Annotated in this window: 11 protein-coding genes; 5 read left to right on the top strand and 6 right to left on the bottom strand. The window is 44.7% G+C overall.

What is annotated here, in order from left to right; all coding sequences use genetic code 11:
* Nucleotides 1-33: 33 nt before the first annotated feature.
* Nucleotides 34-1338: a glycoside hydrolase family 88/105 protein gene (locus DXX94_RS08460; protein WP_116015169.1), complete on the bottom strand. Its 1305-nt coding sequence runs from the start codon at nt 1336-1338 to the stop codon at nt 34-36.
* A 323-nt stretch (nt 1339-1661) separates the two neighbouring features.
* Between DXX94_RS08460 and DXX94_RS08465 the strand changes: the two genes are divergently transcribed.
* Nucleotides 1662-4829 (top strand): chondroitinase family polysaccharide lyase, encoded by a 3168-nt coding sequence (locus tag DXX94_RS08465; RefSeq protein WP_116015171.1) that lies wholly within the window; start codon nt 1662-1664, stop codon nt 4827-4829.
* Between the two features lie 22 nt (nt 4830-4851).
* Nucleotides 4852-6465, top strand: a complete 1614-nt coding sequence (locus tag DXX94_RS08470; RefSeq protein WP_258872233.1) for a sulfatase — start codon at nt 4852-4854, stop codon at nt 6463-6465.
* A 208-nt stretch (nt 6466-6673) separates the two neighbouring features.
* Here DXX94_RS08470 and DXX94_RS08475 read toward each other — a convergent pair whose 3' ends face one another.
* Nucleotides 6674-9346, bottom strand: a complete 2673-nt coding sequence (locus DXX94_RS08475; protein WP_116015174.1) for a TonB-dependent receptor — start codon at nt 9344-9346, stop codon at nt 6674-6676.
* A 416-nt stretch (nt 9347-9762) separates the two neighbouring features.
* Here DXX94_RS08475 and DXX94_RS08480 point away from each other — a divergent pair, with 416 nt between their 5' ends.
* Nucleotides 9763-14121: a chondroitinase family polysaccharide lyase gene (locus tag DXX94_RS08480; RefSeq protein WP_116015176.1), complete on the top strand. Its 4359-nt coding sequence runs from the start codon at nt 9763-9765 to the stop codon at nt 14119-14121.
* A 686-nt stretch (nt 14122-14807) separates the two neighbouring features.
* Here the strand turns inward: DXX94_RS08480 and DXX94_RS08485 are convergent.
* The 4 genes from DXX94_RS08485 to DXX94_RS08500 form a co-directional block, all read right to left on the bottom strand.
* Nucleotides 14808-15401 (bottom strand): hypothetical protein, encoded by a 594-nt coding sequence (locus DXX94_RS08485; RefSeq protein ID WP_147302260.1) that lies wholly within the window; start codon nt 15399-15401, stop codon nt 14808-14810.
* A gap of 147 nt (nt 15402-15548) precedes the next feature.
* Entirely contained in the window at nt 15549-17225 is a 1677-nt protein-coding gene (locus DXX94_RS08490) for a sulfatase (RefSeq protein WP_116015179.1), read from the bottom strand.
* A gap of 256 nt (nt 17226-17481) precedes the next feature.
* Nucleotides 17482-18264, bottom strand: a complete 783-nt coding sequence (gene agaR, locus DXX94_RS08495) for a transcriptional repressor AgaR (RefSeq protein ID WP_116015181.1) — start codon at nt 18262-18264, stop codon at nt 17482-17484.
* A gap of 32 nt (nt 18265-18296) precedes the next feature.
* Complete coding sequence (locus tag DXX94_RS08500; protein ID WP_116015182.1) at nt 18297-19625, bottom strand: sugar MFS transporter; 1329 nt, start codon at nt 19623-19625, stop codon at nt 18297-18299.
* Between the two features lie 300 nt (nt 19626-19925).
* Between DXX94_RS08500 and DXX94_RS08505 the strand changes: the two genes are divergently transcribed.
* Both DXX94_RS08505 and DXX94_RS08510 read left to right on the top strand, forming a co-directional pair.
* On the top strand, nt 19926-21215 hold the full coding sequence (locus DXX94_RS08505) for a D-tagatose-bisphosphate aldolase, class II, non-catalytic subunit (protein WP_116015184.1): 1290 nt from the start codon (nt 19926-19928) through the stop codon (nt 21213-21215).
* A gap of 43 nt (nt 21216-21258) precedes the next feature.
* Nucleotides 21259-22380, top strand: a complete 1122-nt coding sequence (locus tag DXX94_RS08510; protein ID WP_116015186.1) for an SIS domain-containing protein — start codon at nt 21259-21261, stop codon at nt 22378-22380.
* Nucleotide 22381: the final 1 nt, after the last annotated feature.

Raw genomic sequence — 22381 nt, forward strand, 5'->3', positions numbered from 1 at the left:
AATGGAGACATATTTTGGCCGTAGCTAAGTTGGCTAATTTGCCAACTTATAAAGTTCGACACCCGTTAACAGAAAACCACCAACACCATATATTTGTGTGTCATCTGCAGAAACAGTATCTGGTGCATGACCAATCTGCTGTACCCAGCCTAATTTGCCATCTGGCTGTACTGCGTTAACTAAGCCTGACCACGCCTTTTGCACTGTCGGCAAGTAAGTTTGCTTATCCAGCAATCCCTGATTAATGCCTGACGCGTACGCATAAGCAATTAATGCCGTGCCACTGGTTTCTTTATATGGCTGTGACTCAGGTGCTAACACCGAAGGTCGCCATAAGCCATCGTCTTGCTGAGCGGTAACTAAGCGTGCCATGACTTTTTTGAAAATATCTTCATAGTCAGCTCGTTGTGGATGTTCTGCTGGAACATTTTCTAAAATGCGCGCTAAGCCAGCAACGACCCAACCAACACCGCGAGCCCAGATAATTTTTTCACCATTGGCTTCGCGGCGTTCAAAGAAACGGGTATCACGGAAAAATAGATGATCTTCTTTATCCCACAGTAAATTTGCCGTTTCCCAGAATTCTTTGTTAGCAAAGTCAAAGTATTTTTGCTCACCCGTTACTTTTGCTAGGTGCATCCATACTGGCGGACCCATAAACAGCGCATCGGCCCAGCACCAGCGGCTCTTACAAGGTACGATACTAAACTGTCGACCTTCAAATTCATCGAATGGTGATTCGTTGTTGTCTTGATCTGCCTTCGGGTCAACTTTAATTTTCTTAAAATACAGATCTGTGGTCGACGGTGACAATAAAATAATGTCGAAAATGGTTTTCAGTGGTTCAAGTACACTAGGGTCTTGGTATTGATCGTATAAGTCGAGATACAACTGACCAATCGCATAGTCATCGGCGTTGTAAATACGGGGGGCAAATAGGTATTGGTTGCGTTTAGCGATATCAGCCAGCTGCTTGAAATAGCTTTCATCACCTTGCTCTGCCGCTAATTTTGCCCACTTGGCCATACCCACATGAAACGATGCGTACACCCAACCTTGTGGGTGACTATCCGCCTGATCGGCCGACATAAAAGCGCCTTCCTCATAACCTTCAAACAGATTAGTTTGCTTATTAAACTTACTCATCTGCCAGTCAGAGACATACTTCATGGTTTGGTAAACGGCTTGTTTGCTTAGCTCATCCGATACTTGGCTAGCCGCCTGACTGCTAGCTTGCACTGTCTTAGGCTGCTCGCTACAAGCGCTGAACGCTAGTACTGCGGCACTAATAGCCCCTAAATAAAGTCCGGAAAGTTTTTTCTTATTTATCAGCGTCATTGCAGCTATTCCTGTAAATACACTTTATCTTTGCTTGAGCTTAGTGAATCACTCACCAGCTAGTTATATGTTTTCATATAACCATACATTAAAGAGAACCACAAGAATAAAACTGTCGAAAAGTTAAATAACTTTTGCTGAAAAAGCAGACACAAACGCAACTAAGCTAGCAAGAGTAAGTATTGCTTGCAAATACCATTCTTAGTTGTATGATATCTTACAATTAGATTGATAAGATCATAATCAACGCACTATCACTATATTGCTGACATTAATTGCTGACATTAATTGCTGGCTAGGAATAGCTAGATAAGGAAGAATAAATGACATTACCCGCCCCCACCAAATTGTTTATCTCCGCCATTGTCCTGCTATTAACGGCAACCAGCCAGCAAATTCAAGCCGAGCAAGCAATTAAATTACTCTCGTTTGAACAAGCCATTGACCCGCAGCAAATTAATGCTACCAATAGTCAGTTATCGATTAGTGATCAACAAGCTAAATTCGGCCAACACTCGCTAAAGTGGCAATTTAATGCCAATAGTGAATTAAGCCTTTATAAGCCTATCGGCTTTAAGCGTTTTCAGCCAAACGCTAAAAAGCAGGCACGCCATACCTTTATGACCTGGCTTTACAATGAAACGCCAATAAAAGATAAGCTGACTTTTCAATTTGCTAAAAACCAGCAGGTGGCGGCAAGTTTTGAGGTTAACTTAGATTTTCAAGGCTGGCGCGCCATCGCAGTCCCGTTTGAAACAGATATGCAAGGTCAACCACATGAGGGGATGAACCAGTTAACCATTAAAGCGCCAGCGACTATCGCTGCTAACGCAACAGGCACTTTATACTTGGATTTAATGGCGCTAAGCATTCCTGTTGACCCACGCTGGCCAACACCAGATTTTCAAGTACCGCACGTCAACAAGCCGATCATGGCAAGAGCCAACGCCCATTGGGGCGCACTACTCAGTTATGACGCATGGCAGCAACAGTTTGAGCAACAGCCACATGCTTCGCCATCTTCAGCTGAGCTAGCGGCAATTGCCCAAATTACCACGCGTATTGATCAAGATATTCTTAACAGCTTTAACAGTTCACTCAACAAGAACGGCAAAGTGAAAGAGCGCGCTAAACACAAAACTCGTAAAGCGCTGAGAAGCCAACAACTAAACTTAGTTTCAGGCAAGTACGCAGAAAATACTCTCAATCGAGGCGAAGAACGCTACTTCACCGACAGTGGTCAATTAAAGCCAATACAAATGGGGCGTCAATTAGAGGTTTACAAAAAAGCGGCGGTAAATAAGCAACAGTGGCAATCACTAAATAAAGAAACGGTAAAATTTAGACAAGTCGCTAGGCATCTCCTTCAACTCGCTAGAGCGTATCGACTAACTAAACCTGCACATATGAAAGCGAAAGTAAAAAAACAATTTACGAGTCTGGTTGCTCATATGTATCAGCAAGGTTATGTGCGCGGCAGTGCGGTCGGTATAATGCACCACCAGGGCTACTCAATGCGTGAATGGTCAAAGGCGCTGTTTCTTGGCCGTGAAATGCTTACCCCTGAACTTTTAAAAGACAGCCAGCAAGCCATTGCTTGGCTAACTGGCCTAGGCCGAATCTTCCGCCCTGAGCAAGAAAACAATGGCTTTAATGTCGATGTCATGAATACCTTTTTACCCGGTATGTTAATGTCAATCGTAATGCAAAGTAAGCAAGAGTTGAAGGTTGCTTATTTACGCGCGCTATCGCAATGGATGTCCTACTCTATGCTGGCAATAAAAGGGCTCAGTGGCGGCATTCAGCCAGATGGTTCTTTTTACCATCACGCCCAGCATTATGTCGCTTATGGCAATGGTGGTCTCAATGGCCTAACCCCAGTGGTGTACTACCTTAGCCATACACCATTTGCACTGTCAGATGATGCCTACCTGAGGTTGCGCCACGGTGTGATGATGACACGCATTTTCTCTAATGGTTTAAAGGCGCCGATAAGTTTAGCTGGACGGCACCCTGAAAAATACGAAGAGATCACACTTGCACCCTTTAAATACCTTAGCTTAATGGGTGATAAAAAAGTTGCCAGTGCTTACCTACGCTTAGCTAATATCGATACCGATAAGCTGAAAAACAAAGCGATTTCAATAACCCCAGAAGCAACACCCAATGGCGCTTGGGTCGTGAACTACTCTAGTTTAGCCATACAACGACGTAACGACTGGCTCGCCACCGCTCGTGGCTTTAGCCGCTACTTGGTAGGTAATGAAAGCTATGCCGACGCTAACCATTTTGGCCGCTATATGAATTATGGTCATGTCGAAATTCTGCCATCAGCAGCTCAAGACGGCGGTTATCAAGAAGCTGGCTGGGACTGGAACCGCTGGCCAGGAACCACTACAGTGCACTTACCGTTAGATTTACTGGCTGCAAATATTTATCAAGTGGATCAATATTCGGGTGTTGAAGAGATGTTATTGTCAACGCAAAGCTATTCGGGGGCGAATCAGCTTGATCAACAAAATGCCATGTTCGCCATGAAGTTAGAGGGACATGCGAAATACAACGATGATTTAACCGCGAATAAATCCGTCTTTTTCTTTGATAATCGCATGGTGGCGCTAGGCTCCAATATCAGTAACTCCAATCGCCATTATCCAACGGAAACCACCCTATTCCAACAAAGTATCAGTGAAGATCAACCAAGCTTTATTGGCACACAGGCTATCACTGGTAACAATACTAACAAGCGCACACAGCTCAATGCCGATAGCTTCTATCTAGACACTTTAAACAACGCTTACTTTATTCCGAAAGGCCAAGCCGTATTGTTTGCTCGCCAGCATCAGCAATCACTGGAAAATGAGCGCAAACAACCAACCGAAGGGGACTTTGCCAGCCTAGTGTTAAGCCACGGTAAAGCGCCACAAAATGCCAGTTATCAGTACGCCGTATTAATTGACAGTACGCCAACAGAGGCACAAAGCTTTCATCAGCAGCTAGGCAGTAAAACACCACCATATCAGGTGTTACAGCAAGATAAACATGCTCATATTGTTCATGATAAGGCTACCGATATTACTGGCTATGCGTTATTTAGCAGCAACCAACAATTGGCAGATAGCTTAATTGCCGCCAACGACACCCCGATTATGGTAATGGCACAAGTCAAGACATCAGCTGCTTCGCCAGCTAAACAGAGCGAGCAGGCCTCGGTGCTAAAACTCGCGGTTACCGATCCCGACTTAAACTTGTACCAAGGAATTGATGTCAATCAAGTGGGAGCTGATGGCAAGCAAAAAGAAGTCAGTATTTATTCCACCAAGTGGCGACATAACCAGCCACAAGCCAAAACCATCCAACTGACCCTAAATGGGCTATGGCAAGGCCAGGGTGAAGATTACCAAGTGCTTAGCCATCACAATAATCAAACGGTACTGGCGGTTACCTCGATTGCGGCTACGCCAGTGCAAATTCAGCTTACACAAATTTAGCAAAGACAGAGAAGGTAAGGTGATGGTTTCCAGACGGCAGTTTTTACAGTTAACCGGATTATCACCGCTACTTGCCACCGCAAGTTGCAGTAAGCCCGTACCAGAGCAAACTGTCGCTGAAGCAACAGCGGCTCGAGCCAGTCGTAAACCCAATGTATTGTTTATTTGTATTGATGATCTTAATGATTGGATTGGCAGCTTACGGGGTCATCCGCAAGCGAAAACACCGAATATCGATCGCTTAATGAGTTCCGGTGTTAACTTTACCAACGCCCACTGCTCTGCACCAATTTGCTCGGCCTCGCGCAATTCACTGCTCACCGGTTTAAAACCCAGTACCACTGGCTGGTATACCAATGCCAAATTTGAGCATTCAGTCGATGATATTTTAAAAGATATTCCCACCTTGCCTGAGCACTTTAAAAATAATGGCTATAAAACCATGGCAGGCGGTAAAATATTTCATACGGGGGTTTCAGATTACCGTCACCACCAATGGCATGAAACCTTACCTGAATATGTGATCACCAATGAGTATTTGTTAGGCCGCGGCTATGGATATGGCCGCTATGGCGACAAAGATCACAAATATTACCCCTTCCCTAAAGATGGTGGCCAAATTGTCCAAGCCTTAGGGCCAGATACCCGTGGCAAATCACTGTGCTGGGGCGCGTTAGATCGCAAAGACATTCCCCATAACGGCGTGATGCCCGATGAATATATTACCAATTGGGCAGTTAAGCAGTTGCAGCAAACGCACGATCAGCCGTTTTTCCTCGCAGCAGGTTTTATTCGGCCGCACTCGCCCTTTACCGCGCCAAAAGAATATTTTGACTTGTTCCCATTAGAACAAGTGCAAATGCCAGAAATTATTGACGATGAAATGGCAGATATTCCGCTTTATGGCAAAGCCATGGCACTGGGCATTATCGATGGCGGTGATCATGCTGCAGTTACGCAAGTCAGTGATAGCTTTTGGCGCGAACTGGTTAGAGCAAACTTAGCCTGTATTGCCTTTGTTGATTATCAAGTGGGTAAGTTGTTAGATGCACTAGAAGCTGGGCCAAACAGCACGAATACCTTAGTGGTGCTGTGGTCAGATCATGGCCAAAACTTTGGTGAACACAGAAACTGGCGAAAAATGACTTTATGGCAAGAATCCACTCATGTGCCGTTTGTTATCCGCTTGCCCGGTCAAACACAAGGCAAAGTTTGTCAGCAAGCGGTTAGCCTATTAGATATTTACCCAACCTTAACTGCCCTGTGTCAGCTACCTGCAGTCGATGCCAATGAAGGCTTATCATTAGCCGACTTATGCATCAATCCGAGTTTGGAGCGGAAGCCGCCAGCAGTCAGCACTTGGGGCTATAAAAACCATGCGGTGATCACAGAGACATGGCGCTATATTCAATATCGCGATGGCAGCGAAGAGCTTTACCACAATATCGATGATCCTAATCAGCATTACAATTTAGCCAAAATGCCTGAATACCAAGCGGTTAAAAATACCCTGCAAATTTGGTTACCGAAGCACAACCAATTACCACCGGGGATGAGCGAGTTTACAGGCGACTTTTTAGAGCAACGAATTAATCAATGGCAGCAGGCAAATGGTGTGCCCGATTGGTTAAGTTGAAAGTAGTTAAGCTAAGAGTGGTTAAGTTGAGAGCGCTTAAGCTGAGTTCAGTTATCCAGCGCCATAATTGCCTAAACTAATAAGCTCAGTAACTTAAGTTCAAGCATAAGAAAAGAACAGACATAAAAAAACGATAGCTATTGCTATCGTTTTTTTATGCTTTGCAGACAACAATATTGGCACCTGTTAACCAGATGCCATCTTGCCATTAGAACTCGTAACGAGCACCCAAGTAATAAGTACGGCCACCGTAACCAAGCTGCTGGAAGCGCTCAGGCACACCTGAGTAATCCACATCAGGCTCACCCGTCACATTTAGCGCACGTATCGATAGGGTTAGGTTGTCGTTAACGTTGTAGCTAGACGAGATATCTAACTGACCACGCGAATCACGCTGCTGCACACCTAAGAAGCCGCCTAAGCTCGCAAGGAACGAGCTGCGATAGTTGTAAGCGGCACGAATCGCGAAATCATCCGTTTCATAGTAACCAATAAAGTTGTAAGTATTCTTCGACAAGTTAATTGGCGGTAAGTCTTCACCTGTGATTGGATCTTGCTCACCAGAATCAGCTTCTAAATAAGTTGTATTGAATACCACACCAAAGCCATTTTCAAAGTTATGGGTGACACCAAACTCAATACCTTTGTAGGTATTACCTTCAGGTGAGTTGTAGGTTTGGCTGATATCAAACGTATTGCCAGCGCTATCCATACATACACCAGAAGCTTCACTTAACGCGCCTGTCGCTAAGTCAAAAGTACTTGGACAAACCGAGCGTGTACCCACGGCATCAGTCACATCTTTATAGAAAACTGAGGTATAAACCGCATTACCATCGCCATAGTAGTACTCTAGCGTTGCATCAAAAGCATCGGCTAATTGTGGCTCTAAGTTAGGGTTACCTTCAACAATCGTATAGTCTGTGGTGCCTGCTGAAGGATCTTCAACTTGGCGTACCGTGCGGTTAAAGTTACTAGCCGCCAACTTCGGACGAATCAATACTTGCGAGGCACTAAAGCGCGTTACCCAATCATCGTTAATATCTAACGAGAACGAGAAACTTGGCAAGGTATTGTTGTAGTCACTATCAAAGTTTACGTCTTGATCACCTTGCACCACAGGTGCATTACTGGTTTGCTCGGTCCGAATATGGCGAACTCCAAGATTCGCTCTAAATGGCATTTCACCAATTTCACCTTCAAAATTCGCCATTGCATAAGCGGCATAGATATCACGTTCAGCAGAGAAGATATCACCTCTAAATTCCGTTTCCTGACGAGTCGCGCGCACTTCAGGTGTTAACACCATATCTAACAAACGCGGTAAATCGACAGTTAACCAATGTGCTGGCCAACCATTAGGGCGGTTACCCCCTAAGAAGTTAGTGGCGGCATTTTGTGACACTTCGGTAAAGTCAGGCATCACCTGTGCGACAAGCGCAGCGTCATGAGTTACCCGAGTACGAGTACGCTCACTTTTCTCATTGCGGTATTTGACACCAAATTCAACCGAACTCAAGATGCCGTTGTCGAACATGCGATCAACATCAATTTGAAAGGCATTTTCTTCCAGCTCAGTACCTTTTGGCTGGTTTGCCCCCAATGAAATTGAGTTAACTGCGTCAGGGCGGGCATTGGCTGACCAAGTATTCGGGTCGTTCACCGCCTGCGAAGAAACAAAGCTTAAATCATTAGTATCGCCCGCACCCGATGAAGTCATATCAGCCGCTAAGTGATCAACATTGAAATTAAAGATAAAGAACTGGTTATTCTGGAAAGATTCACCTTTAGAAGTATGCAAGGCACTGCTCACCGTCCATGTACCGTCAGTCCATTCCATATCTGCGGTATAGGCGTAGGTTTTCATATCGTCGGTACGATAAACCGGTAGGTTCCAAAGTTGTACATTGTCAGCTTCAGTGGCAAAGATAGTATCTTTAGCGCCATCAACACTGGTTGGTTCAATCTTAGAATCAACAATGTTGTCGCCGGTATTAAAGTCTGGGCGTAAGTTGGCAATTGAATTCACACCAACGTTTTCTGCTTTAATGCCCTTAAGGCCAAGGGTAAGCTGATCATTCACTTTATAATCAAGCGCTAAGTTAAAGGTTAAACCATCCGCTTCGTAGCGCTCAATACGCGAACGTGTTTTACTCAAGCGCACTGCATTGTCTTCGCCATCACCGTTGGTATCAACCAAGCGTGGGCTTTGGATCCAAATCGCATCAAAGCGCGTGTTAACGTCTTCGGAAACGACATTGAACAAGACACCTAGCTTGTCATCGAGAAACTTGTCCGCGAATGTCGCGCTTAACCGCGGATCCACTTCTTTGTCTAAATCGCCATAAATACCATCAACAGAGATAATTGCGCGGCGCTCATCAAAATCTAATGCTGACGCGGTTTCAATATTCACCACACCAGCTAAACCACCTTCATCTAAATCAGCTGTTGGCGATTTATAAACATTGATACTTGATGCCACTTCCGATTCGACAAAGCCAAAATTAAAGCCGTCAAAGCCCGCCGCCGCGAAAGTTTGGCCATTAACAGTAGTACGCGCTAAACGCGGGTCTAAACCACGTACCGCGATTTGACCACCACGACCTTGCGAGCGGGTAATTTGCACACCGGGAATACGCTGAATCGCTTCGGCAATATTATCATTCGGTAATTTACCGATATCATCAGCCGAAATACCATCAACAATCTTAATGTCGGCACGCTTAACATTGAGTGCGTTAATGATTGAACTGCGAATCCCTCTAACCTCAATCACTTCCGTTTCCTCCGCGCTTTGGCCAGACTCTTGGGCAAACACAGGCACACTAGCAAAAGCGCTTAGTATTGATGCTGCCAATAAGTTCTTTTTATATTCCATACCCTACCTTTATTATTGTTATATGTGCTTGCCACATTACAACTAATCCATTGATAACAAATGAAGTTATAATAGCTAACGCAAATCAAGTTGTATGATAACAATATCACCAGAACAAAAAACAAGCAATTTTTAATTCACACTAAGGTGCGGCTAAAGTAGATGGCACAAAATAAGTAAATTTTTTTATATATTTATAAGAAATTCACAACAACCACTAAATAACTGGTTTTAAAATAATTTATAAGATATTCACATGTTCATTTCGAGCATCCAGTATCTGAATGAAGCGTCGCAAGTTTGATCATTCCTTAATCCTAGTATAACTTGTGATCTAATCAGTTATCTTATAACTGGTACTAAGGAGCAGTAAACAACAGGAACACCACACATATAACGACAACTAAGAGTTAGCCATGAAAAGAATTCAAAGAACAAAAGTGGCAACAGTGATCTCACTGCTACTGCTAACCCCATCCATCAGTTATGCCGACATTATTGCCAATGAAGTAGTGCAACTGCCGCTAGATGAAAATACGGGCTTACAAGCGACTGACACGAGTGGCAATAGTAATGATGCCACACTGCAAGGTAACGCAACTTGGTTTGCGGGAAAAAATGGTAGTGCACTATTATTCGATGGTGACGATAGTCATGCAGATCTAGCCAATGACCCTAATGGCCAACTATACAATTTACACAAACAAGATCATTCGATTGCCGCTTGGGTTAAGCCAACCGCTACCCTCGCTCATCGCAGTGGTATTATTACCCGTTGGGGCGTGCATCAAGGGTTATTTTACAACGCTGATCAAACCTTCACCTTTAAACATAGAATTGGTAGTAAGACGCTAAATTTAAATTCTAGCCAAGCTTATCCGGCAGGTGAGTTCTACCATATCCTAGTCACAATTGACGGTACCAATGGCGAGTTAACGCTATACATTAACGGCCAAGAAGACAGCAAGTTAACTTACGCACCAGCTCAATCAACACAGAACTTTTTCCGACCATGGCGTTTAGGCGTAAAAGATCCCAACGCCAGCAGTCCAGCCGCACGTGAAAACTTTGCTGGCTTAATAGATGAAGTTTATTTTTACGATGACGTACTAAGCTCGACAGAAGCCAATGAATTATGGCGACAATTGGGCGAGTTAAAGCCCCTAGTCTACTTAAAGCTCAATGACAATACAGGTTTAACCGCGACAGATAGTTCAGGCAATGACAACCACGCCGACTTATATGATGCCACATGGGTGTCAGGACGTAACGATGCTGGAATCAGTTTTGACGGTGTTAATAGCTATGTTGATATCAATAATGTTGATAACTCAGCGCTTGACCTACTCCATGAAGACAACTACACGATCTCAGCTTGGGTACAGCCAACTGCAGCTTTGGGACACCGCAGCGGTGTGATCACCCGCTGGGGAGTTCACCAAGGACTATTCTACAACGCAGATAAAACCTTCAACTTTAAGCATCGAACCGCGACGGGAACAAAACAAGTCACCACAATTGAAAGTTTTGAGCCTGGGCAGTTCTACCACATTACCGTTGCGGTTAATGGTAATGAAGGAAACTTAAGCATCTATGTCAACGGTCGTTTGGCAGGCACCCGCGACTATGAACCTGGCGATCATTCTACCCAAGGCTTTTTCCGACCATGGCGCTTAGGGGTTAAGAATATTGATGCCAGCACGCCAGCAGCGCGCGAGAACTTTGCTGGTGTACTTGACGAAGTACAGTTTTTCCAAGGCGCAGCATCAAGCACCGAAGCTCTTGGCCTCTGGCAAAAACAGCTAGAGTACTGCACCTTAGGCGATGAAGCCGGCACTGGCACGGGCAATTCAACAGCGCTGCTGAGCGATAATGACTTTGTTTCATTTGAGCAAAATGATGTGCCTTATGAATGGCAAATTAACAAAGGAAAATTGGCAATAAATTCTGAGCGCGCCAAGCATGGTAGCAATGCTCTGGAGTGGCATTGGGTTGCTGGTGACAGTATTGATGTTAGCGATATTCAAAACCAAGGTTTAGACCCTTACGCCATTGATCGCACTAACTTCTATCAATCCACTTTCCGCCTTTGGCTATACAATGAAACACCACTTGAAAACGATACGATGCGCATCGAATTTTATGATGCGAATGACGAGCTACAATACTTTTATCCAATCAATTTAAACTTCACTGGCTGGCGTCCAGCAAGCGTAAAATATCGTACTGATATGTCAGGCAACAAAAATAGCCAAGATCTGACCACCATGAAGATCAAGGCACCTGCATCAACTTGTCGCGGTAAATTACTTATCGATTTAGTCGATTTCACTGCCCCTAAAACCTTAATTCAAGGGGGCGACTATCAAGTACCAATGGCAACAACAGGGTACAGAAATCATTGGACCGATATGCTGGTGTATGAAACTTATCCGAAAGGGCCTAGCGTCACCGCCAGCGATGCTCAAATTGCAGAATCAGTGCAAATGAAAGCCACCTACCGCGAGAAAGCGCTAGAGTCTGAACGTAGTCGAACATCCGGTATTACCTCGTTAGCCGATGCAATTGCTAAGTATGACGAGCTTGGCATTGTTGTTGATGGCGACAAAGTCACTGCACAAGTACCTTTATTTGGGCCTCGCCATATCCACAAAGACTTTGGTATAAAAAGTGACGTGGTCGACAGCTACATCATGGTATTTGCTCGAGAATATCTAGATAACAACGACGAGCTCAGCAAAGAGTACTTCCTCAACCTTGTTCGCTATATGTTAGATCAAGGTTTCGCGGCAGGCTCTATGCTCGAAAACATGAGCCATATTGGTTACCACGCGCGCGGTATTAACAATGCTATTTTACTAATGGAAACACCGCTAAAAGAAGCTGGTTTGTGGCAGCAAGCTTTTGATGCGGTTGCTTGGTATAACACCTTAGAGCAAATATGGCAGCCAGTGTCCGATAACGACAGCAACGTTGACCATGCGCGTACGCGCGTCGGCTTTATTCTGGGAGTTATCTTACATATTGATGATCCAGATAAACGTATCCAGTACCTCAACGGCTATAAACAGCACCTAGAAACTTGGTTAACCTATTACAGTCGCGGTCAGAACGGCTTTAAACCAGATTATTCAGGCTTCCATCACAATACGCATTACCCCGGCTATGTCTATGGCGCTATTAATTCAATCACCAAGGCGGTCGATAATATTGCCAGTTCTAGCTTTGCAATCAGCCAAGATAAGCTCGATTTTCTGATAAAAGTGGTAAAAAGTTACAATGTTCAGCATGCCAATCGAGACATGCCGATTTCATTATCCGGACGTAACCCATTTTCTGTGCCATCACTAGCAGGTAGCTTACTTAACTTAGCCAATACCACCGGTGACACAAGCTTTTATCAAACTTACAATCGCTTATTCCTCGAAAATGAAACTACACAAGATGCAGGTAAAGAGCCTAACCCTTGGGGGTTCTGGCAGTTCAACTACCGACCTATGGGGGTTTATCGCGATGAAAACTGGGTAGCCAACTTTAAAGGCTTAAGCAAGTACTTTTGGGGTAGCGAAATTTATAAAGATGCCAACCGTTTTGGTCGTTATCAAAGTTACGGCAGCATCATTCTGAACTACCAACTACCTGACGATGAACACAGTGGCACAGTCACCGTAAAAGGTTCAACTGGCTATACTGAGGCTGGCTGGGATTGGAATAAAATACCAGGGACAACGACTAAGCACTTAGCGTGGGCAGATCTCGTCGCCGCCAAAGACCGACAAGATGAGTGGAACGATAAAGCATTTGCGGGTGCATTGCGTTTTGGCCAACAAAATAATGCGTTATTGTATGTTGACCATGATATCGAAGGCCAGTGTGGCATATACGGCTTAGATTTCCAGCAACGTGCTGATTGGTCGCCAACTCACGATGGTAGCTTCACTTTTAAAAAATCAATGTTTGCCTGTGAAGGTATGATTATCGCGTTAGGCTCTGACATTAACAGTGATGACAGCCAAAACATCATTGCTACTAACCTATTCCAGCAAAGTTTGCTTGAAGCACCACAAAACTTAGTGGAAAACGGTGCGGATATCAGTGGCAATAACTACAGTAAAACACTGACAGCAGAGCGGAACTGGTTAATCGATATGTATGGCACAGGTTACTATGTGAAATATGGTGGCGACCTCGAAGTTAGAATTCAAAACCAAGGTTCACCTAGCCAAAAGTACAATGATATTAATAACCTAAGTTTTGGTGATTTTGCTTCTGCGTGGATTAATCACGGTGAAGCACCGCTCAATGGCAAATACGAATACGCTATTTTGCCAAATAGCAGCAAAATGGACATGTTCCGCTTTGCCATGGAAATGCAAATGCAGCTTTCATATCGCGTATTACAGCAAGACAGCGATGCGCATATCGTCAGCTTTGGACGCAGCACCAAAGAAGGTTACGTCATATTCAACCCAAGCAATAGCATCGCAGGTCGATATGTTGCGGGAAGTGATACCCCTGTGCTAGTAATGGCTGAGCAACAAGGTACACAAATGGCGCTCAGCTTGAGTAACCCAGATCACAACTTTACTGGTAAAGCTCCGCGCTGGGGCGATAATCAGCCAATGTCGGTTACGGTTACAGTGAAGGGGAAATGGTCACTTAACCAGCCAGTGGCTGAGGTCACCAGCTTCGGCGTTGTCGGCGACAATACTGAGTTCACCATTACGACAACTGATGGCAAAGCCTATGATCTAAGCCTTAGCCAAGTCGAGTAGTGTTGGCACTATACCCCAGAGCTTATTAAGCTTTTAATCAGGCTCAAAGTTAACGCCCGGTAATTTCGTTAGTACCGGGCGTTTTTTATTTATTTCTATCACCTGCATTCGCTCTTCGCAAAAACTTAGCTTATGTGTATAAAGCTGCCACGGTATATATAACATGTATGATTGATAACAGTTTTTGGTTGAGAGTAGGTTTGATTAACATTGATAGAAGTGTTAGATGCTGGCGACAGCTAGTATGCAGTTATGAAGCATTATGAATAGACATTTAGGTATGTCATTCTGCATTAATTAGGCCAATAATTAGTCCAGTAAACTAGTCCAGTAAATAGTTCCAGTAAATAACCCCAGCAAATAACCCAATACACCTGACAGCCACGACTTAAGCCTTGTTATTAAAGTATGCTGACTGCCCAGTGATACGCCTAATGAACATTAGCTCACTGTTTAAGTGAAACTACTTCTGCATATACCGAAAGTGCTTATCTAAAAGCTCTTGTTTAGGCGAAAGGCGTTGTTTCAAATAACACCAAAAGAAAAAGACATATCACCATAAGCGATATGCCTTTTAAGGGAGAACTGTTTTTGGGCGCACGTACAGCTATTGTTCAATAACAGTAGCAAGCAGTGCTATTAAATTTGCGTCTATTAAATTATTTCCCGCGCTTGATCGTTCTGAGCTATATTTGCGAGCGGTATTTTCGAACTAAAGCGCAGCTCAGCAAGCCACTCACTAATAGCCAAATAGTATGTGGCAGCGGTACACTGGCAACTTGGCTATCAAAGCTAATTTGCTGCAACCCAAAGAAACGATTAACGCCGCCACCGCCGTTAAAGAACTCAATTCGACTAATACCTGAAAATGCCGAGAGATCAAAGCTCGCTAAACTAGCCGTAAGATCGTTGCCGGTAGCAAGCTCAGCGAGGTTTTCATCAAAAATACGCCACGTCATTAGGTTAGCTTCCGGGCCAAAGCCGTTAAAATCAAACATCAAGTTATCGACTAAGCCATTAAAGTCGACTCGTAAAATCGAGTTAGTGGGAAACAGAAAAGGTTGTGACGAATTAAATAAATAACCACCGCCAAACGCGCTAAGCTTGATCGGGTCACCGGCGATGCCATCCCCGACTAGCGAAAAGTTGGTATCCCCCACCGTGGCGTAGTTGCCATCTGGCAGCGCATCAAAGTCAATAAGTGTGGCCTGCACCGATAGCGGTAGTGCCAAGCATATCCCTAGCCACCAAGATTTACTCACTATGTTTTTTATCATCATCGTTTCCTGCTTATCATGTTGTTACTATAGGTAGTTCTACTAGCTACTCTTTATTTTTATGACATCAGTTATCAGACAATAAGTCACCGATAAACGCTGGGTAACTGCATGACTAAACTACATAAAAGCGATAAATTAAATTTTTTATTAGTGTTGTGCCAACAAAGCCTCGCTGCCTTGAGGCAGCTTCATTTCCTCATCTTTATCGGTGACGCGATTCACTGGCCACTGCACATCCATACTTTCCAACTCTTGTTTTAAGCGACTCGCAAGTTGGGCAAGTTTAACCGGATAGCGCTGCGCTAAATTGTGCTGCTCGGTCAGATCGGTTGCTAAGTCATACAATAACCAAGTGCGGCTGTTATACAGATAAATGACTTTCCAATCGCCTAGACGCATTGCACTGTGTGGCTCGTAGCCGGGACCATGCGGCCCCCACACATGCGGGTAGTGGAAAACAACCGGACGCATCACTTGTTTATCGGTGGCTTGCCAAAATTGACGGGTGTCCATGCCATCTAACGGGTAGCCTTGGGGTAAATGTTGTTTTGCATCGGCAACCGCAACTAAGGTTGGGAATAAATCTTCAATCATTACTTGCTGATACGACATTTTATTAACCGCGATTGGCAGCGCTTGTTGCATCGCAGCTTGTTGATCTGGCTTGGCCCACGCAACAATATAAGGTACGCGAGTTCCTCCTTCATAAGCAGAGCCTTTTCCTGAATGTAGTGGCCAGTTATGACTATTAAGCTCAGTGCCACGTGGCGTGGTTTGGCGGCTATGACCAGATAAACCACCATTATCTGAGGTAAACACCACTAAGGTATTCTCAGCGATACCTAACGCCTCTAAATGCTGAAGCACGCCACCTACACTGTCATCCATACCTTCTACTAATGACGCATAATTCTCTTCCACTTCAGGAATATCAATATCGGTATCTTGGTAGGTTTTATTTTGATAATGCTTGACCAGACGCGGATGCGCTTCAATCGGTGTATGGACCGCGTAGTAGGCCATATTTAAAAAGAAAGGTTTGCCTGTTTGCTGCGCTTTAGTAATTTCTTGCTTAGCTTTCTCAGTTAGTACGTCAGTTAGATGCACCTTTTTTTGATGGTACTCTGCTAGACTCGGCACCCCTTGAGGCAAACCTTCAGCCCCTTCCATGCCATTGCCAAAATTCTTCTCGCCCCAATAGGAGGCAGGCGCCCCTGCGGCATGGCCGGCAATATTGACATCAAAGCCTAAATTTTTCGGCTCGGCCCCTTGAGTACCGTAAGCGCCAAAATGTGCTTTGCCGACATGAATCGTGTGATAACCCGCCTGTTGTAGTGTTTTCGCTAGCGTCACATCATTTGGCTGTAAGCCTTCGGTGCGCCAATCGCGAGGCGCAGCGTTTGGCCCCCAACTGCCGGAATGATCAATATCCGGTAATTTCGTCCAGTTACTGACATGGTGACGGGTCGGATTTTGCCCGGTCATTAGTGACACCCGACTAGGCGAGCACACCGCATGCGAATAGGCTTGGGTAAACTTCACCCCTTTTGCCGCCAGCGCTTCCATATTGGGTGTTCGAAAATGCTGGTTCGCTGGCGTTGGCTGGGCAGTAAAAGCCAATGACGTATCTTGCCAGCCCATATCATCCACCAAAAACAGCACAATATTAGGTTGCTCGCTTGACTGCGACTGTTGGCTATCTGATGTTGTTGCCAATGCTTGCGCTTGGCCAGTTAGCAAGCCAATGGCGAGGCTGGCGAATACAGCACCTAATCTGCTGACAGTGAAATGCTTAGCGTGAGTAACTCTATGTGTTTTTATCATTATTATCCCATTCCTAACGCTAGTAATGCTTATCCGCTGCTCATTGACTCAGTATTGTCAGTTAGCAACCAACTAGCCAATAATCGGCGTCGTATATAAAACCAAAGGTATGAATTCAGCTTATCATACAAGATGAAAAATAACAGTGCTAAAAACCAAAAGGGTTTACACTGAGCCACTAAGTTTTCAAGACCAAGCTTTCACTACCAAGTTTTCGCCAAAGCTAGCGCGAACACTAAAGATATCAGTAAGTAACTTAATCGGCTTTCACTAATTCAAGTCGAATACCGGCATCAATCAATGCTTGCTGATACGCTTGTGGTAACTTGCTATCGGTAATTAACACATCAATATCAGCAACATCACAAATAATATGTAGCCCTTGCTTACTAAACTTAGACGAGTCAGCAACCGCAATAATTTCCACATTGGCTTGACACATCACCCGATTTAAGTGGGCTTCTGGTTCAAAATGCGTGGTAATGCCAGTCGCGACATCAAAGCCATCAACCCCCAGAAATAACTTATTAAAGCGATAACTGCTTAAGCTGGCTTCCGCTTGACGACCATAAAACGACAGAGATTTCTTTCTAAGTTGCCCGCCCGTTACCATAACTTCTGACGACGGGTGCTTAGCTAACTCAGAGGCGATATTGAGGCCATTGGTCATCACCACTAAGTTTTCCTTGGCAAACAGTGCTTTGGCGACTTCTAAGGTGGTGGTACCGGAATCAATTATCAGGTTATCACCATGTTCAACAAACTGCGCAGCACGCTCCCCAATGGCCTCTTTAATGGCATGGTTTTGCTGTTTTTTCTCACCAATTGATAATTCTTGTGAGAGTGCTTTAGTGATCCGCTCACTGGCCACAGCACCACCGTGCGACCGCACCAACAGCCCTTTTTTATCTAAATAGTTAAGATCAGTGCGGATGGTGACGGTCGACACCGCAAATTGGGCAGCTAAGGCCGGTACTTCGACTCGGCCATCTGCTTGCAACAGGCTTAAAATACTTTGTCTACGCTCTAGAGTTGACATTACAGCTCTCAGATATTGCTAACTGGCGACGATTATACATGTTTTGCAATCGCTTTTGATTTTGACCAGCGCGCAATTTTATGACCATAAACCGCATACCAGAGGATCACCAGATAACAAGGTAACATGATCCAATACGAACTTTGTGAGTTACCACTCGACTCCACCAAAGCGCCATACACCATCGGCATAATAGCGCCACCCGAGATACTCATGATCAATAGCGCTGAACCTATGCTTGTCAGTTTACCCAAACCATCAAGCGCCATCGGCCAAATCGCTGGCCAAACTAGAGCATTGGCTAAGCCAAGTGCCGCAACATAAAGTACCACATTAGGCAGTGCCGTTATTCCCGTCCACGCCAATAAGCTGTTCCATACGCTATAGCTAGTTGTGTCGGCACTTAATAGTAAAGTCGTTAACACCAAACCAAGTAACGCGGAAGCCACCAAGGCATTTTCCTGCGAAATCACGCGCGGGATACAAATCATCCCCAGTACATAACCTAGCATCATAAAGGCCATGGTATAGGCAGTCAGTTGGCCAAAATTCGCCACGCCCATTTCTTTACCAAACAAGCCAATGGTGTCACCGGCAACCACTTCAACGCCGACATAGAAAAATAGCGCGAAGACGCCAAAAATCAGTTTTGGATGACCCAGAATCGCCCAACTATCCTGCGCTTCATCATCACTATCGCTTTCTGCTTCCAGTTCAGGTAACGGTGAAAACTTGATCAAGGCCGCCAAGGCTGACAAGACAATCGCCATAATGATGTACGGCATGACTAGACGTGACGATAACTCAGATAATGCTTGCGCTTTCGCCTCTGGACTTAAGGTGGCTAAATACGCTTCACTAAATTGTGACATATCGCTAAGTACTAGTGCCGTGAATACTAGAGGTGCTAGAAACCCTGCGCCTTTATTGAGAAAACCCATAATACTGATGCGCATCGCCGCTTTGTCTTTATCACCCAATAAAACAATGTAAGGGTTAGCCGCAGTTTGCAAAATGGTTAAGCCAGAAGCGAGCACAAAAAGGGCAATTAAGAAGATACTGTAAGTGCGAAACTCCGCCGCAGGAATAAAAATAAGCGCGCCGACCGCCATTAATAATAATCCCAGCATCATGCCATTTTTATAGCCGGTTCGCTTTAGAATGGCCGCCATGGGTAAGGCAAACACGGTATAAGCTATATAGAAGGCCATGGTCACTAAATAGGCTTCCATATGGTTTAATTCACAGGCGATTTGCAAAAAGGGAATTAACGAGCCATTTAACCAAGTCACAAAACCAAATATAAAAAACAATCCGCCAATGATGGCGATCGGTAAGGCGTTAGACACTTTTGTTGGCATTATTTTCGTCTCCCTTCTTCGATTTATTAACAATCGTTCATTAACAGTCGTTTTTGGACAACAATGAACAGTTAACTTTCATTTACTTTCATAAACTGTATTCACATCTCGAAATAATTGCAAGCATCCATTAAAAATTCCTTTCATTTGCCATTTATACCGCTAAAGCGTCCATAGCCACTTACTAAAGAAATATTAAGAAAGTCACAAAAACACAAATGAAAGATATTGAAAGTTTCATTTTCACTGTTAAGATAAGATCAAAATGTAATCAACACTCACTGCCAATCGAGAAAAAAGATGCCTGATATCCGCGATATAGTTTCCGCTAACCGCAATGGCCAAGCCTGCGGTATTTATTCTGTATGCTCTGCCCACCCTATGGTCATTGAAGCTGCAATCGAACAAGCCAAGCAAGACAATACACCGCTGCTGATTGAAGCAACCGCTAATCAGGTAAATCAATTTGGTGGTTACACAGGCATGTTGCCTGCTGATTTTATGGCATTTGTTGGTGCCATTGCCGACAAGCTTGATTACCCACGTGAGCAGTTAATTTTAGGTGGCGATCATCTTGGCCCAGTCTGTTGGGTTAATGAGCCCGCCGAACAGGCGATGAACAAAGCAGACGCATTAATTGCCAGCTATGTCGCTGCTGGTTTTAAGAAAATTCACTTAGACACCAGTATGCCATGTGCTGATGATCCCAGCTGTTTGCCGGATGAAACAGTAGCGATTCGCGCCGCCCGCCTTTGTGCCATTGCTGAGCAAACCGCAATCAAAACATTTGGCCACGCAGATTTAGTCTATATCGTTGGCACTGAAGTCCCACCGCCGGGTGGCGCCACTGAAGAAATTGATGAATTAGCGCTAACCCCAGTAAGCCGGGTTAAACAAACCTATCAACTACATCAGCAAGCATTTGAGCAAGCGGGGCTTAGCCAAGCGTGGCAACGTGTTGTCGGCTTAGTAGTACAACCAGGGGTTGAGTTTGATCACACCAGCTTAATTGATTATCAATCCGATAAAGCACAGGCACTTAAAGCCTGCGTGCAAGAGCTACCGCAAGTCGTCTATGAAGCGCACTCTACTGACTATCAAAACGATCAGGCCTATATCGATCTAGTCAAAGATCATTTCGCTATTTTAAAAGTAGGCCCGCAATTAACTTTCGCGCTGCGCGAAGCCTTATTTGCACTTAGTTATATTGAAGAGCAGCTTATCGCCAATGAACAGCGCTCTTATCTGCGCGATATTTGTGAGCAGGAAATGCAAGAAATGCCCGCCAATTGGCAACGTTTTTACCCTGTGCCTGCGAGTAAAGGAGAGTTATATCGTCGCTATAGTTACAGTGATCGTATTCGCTACTATTGGCCTAACGAGCGGATTCAAGCGGCGACCGAAACCTTGCTGAGTAACTTGGCGAAAATCGATATCCCACCGCCGCTGATCAGCCAGTTTCTGCCAGAGCAATACCGCGCAATTCGCAATGGCCAATTAACCGCTGACCCTCATGCGTTAGTCAAAGCTAAGATCAAGCAAGTAACTAATAGCTACGCCAATGCCTGCTACGGCCAAGTTGCCAGCTAATCGCAGACGAATAAGTACCAACGAATTAAATTTAGGAAAGCCAATGAGCACTTACTTAACCTACAGTGAAGAGTTTCTTAAAGCCAACAATGGTTATTGGACAGCAAAAGAAATTGAACAACAGCCAGCAATTTGGCGTCAAGCAGCGGCCAATGTAAACGTTCAGCGCGAGAAATTAAACAACTGGCTTGAGCCGATATTAGCCCAGCCAAAACTGCGCATTATTTTAACCGGTGCTGGCACCTCAGCTTATGTTGGCGATAGCATAGCACCGCACTTAACGCAGCACACCGGTCAAGTATTTGAAGCGATCAGCACCACAGATTTGGTTGCCTGCCCTACTCAATATTTACTCAAGCAAGCCCCCACGTTAGTGGTTTCTTATGGTCGCTCTGGCAATAGCCCAGAAAGTGTTGCCGCGATAGAACTTGCCAACCAAGTGGTCGACCAATGTTATCACTTGGTACTCACCTGTAACCCAGAAGGCGCATTAGCGGTAAATGCCGAGCAAAATTCAAATGCGTTTTCGCTATTGATGCCAGCAGGTACCTTAGATCAAAGTTTTGCCATGACCAGTAGCTTTACTTCTATGTTGGTTAGTACCTTAGCGATTTTCACACCCGAACAATTACAGTTGGAAGCCGCAGCAAAATGGAGTGAAACCTTACTCGAGCACGGTATTAGTAGTTTAAAGCAAGTCGCAGAGCGTCCATGCCAACGCTTAGTATTCCTCGGCTCAGGTGGCTTACAAGGGATCGCCCGTGAAGCCGCATTAAAATGTTTAGAACTGACGGCGGGTCAAACCCTAAGTTATTGCGAGAGTCCAATGGGTTTTCGTCACGGACCCAAATCGTTAATGGACGCAACCACCGAAGTGATCTTACTCACGTCAAGTGATGCTTATACCCAGCAATACGATGAAGACTTATTGGCAGAGCTGATTCGCGACGACCAAGCCTTAGCCATTACCGCATTGGACAACACGAGCTTTGGCAGCAATGACAAATTGCAGGATGTTTGGGCTGGCTTACCTTATATTGTCTATTGCCAGATACTGGCTTTTTTCAAATCAATTAATGCTAAACTAACGCCAGATAATCCTTGCCCAACCGGTGAAGTAAACCGCGTGGTTCAAGGGGTAACCATTTATTCGTTAGAGCAGTAAG

It is taken from the genome of Thalassotalea euphylliae, from assembly GCF_003390375.1.
GTDB classification, from domain to species: Bacteria; Pseudomonadota; Gammaproteobacteria; order Enterobacterales; family Alteromonadaceae; genus Thalassotalea_F; species Thalassotalea_F euphylliae_A.

What these genes read in the sequence shown, in the direction of transcription:
- DXX94_RS08460 (WP_116015169.1), bottom strand. Translation starts at nt 1,338, where the DNA reads ATGACGCTGATAAATAAGAAAAAACTTTCCGGACTTTATTTAGGGGCT.
- DXX94_RS08465 (WP_116015171.1), top strand. Translation starts at nt 1,662, where the DNA reads ATGACATTACCCGCCCCCACCAAATTGTTTATCTCCGCCATTGTCCTG.
- DXX94_RS08470 (WP_258872233.1), top strand. Translation starts at nt 4,852, where the DNA reads ATGGTTTCCAGACGGCAGTTTTTACAGTTAACCGGATTATCACCGCTA.
- DXX94_RS08475 (WP_116015174.1), bottom strand. Translation starts at nt 9,346, where the DNA reads ATGGAATATAAAAAGAACTTATTGGCAGCATCAATACTAAGCGCTTTT.
- DXX94_RS08480 (WP_116015176.1), top strand. Translation starts at nt 9,763, where the DNA reads ATGAAAAGAATTCAAAGAACAAAAGTGGCAACAGTGATCTCACTGCTA.
- DXX94_RS08485 (WP_147302260.1), bottom strand. Translation starts at nt 15,401, where the DNA reads ATGATGATAAAAAACATAGTGAGTAAATCTTGGTGGCTAGGGATATGC.
- DXX94_RS08490 (WP_116015179.1), bottom strand. Translation starts at nt 17,225, where the DNA reads ATGATAAAAACACATAGAGTTACTCACGCTAAGCATTTCACTGTCAGC.
- agaR (WP_116015181.1), bottom strand. Translation starts at nt 18,264, where the DNA reads ATGTCAACTCTAGAGCGTAGACAAAGTATTTTAAGCCTGTTGCAAGCA.
- DXX94_RS08500 (WP_116015182.1), bottom strand. Translation starts at nt 19,625, where the DNA reads ATGCCAACAAAAGTGTCTAACGCCTTACCGATCGCCATCATTGGCGGA.
- DXX94_RS08505 (WP_116015184.1), top strand. Translation starts at nt 19,926, where the DNA reads ATGCCTGATATCCGCGATATAGTTTCCGCTAACCGCAATGGCCAAGCC.
- DXX94_RS08510 (WP_116015186.1), top strand. Translation starts at nt 21,259, where the DNA reads ATGAGCACTTACTTAACCTACAGTGAAGAGTTTCTTAAAGCCAACAAT.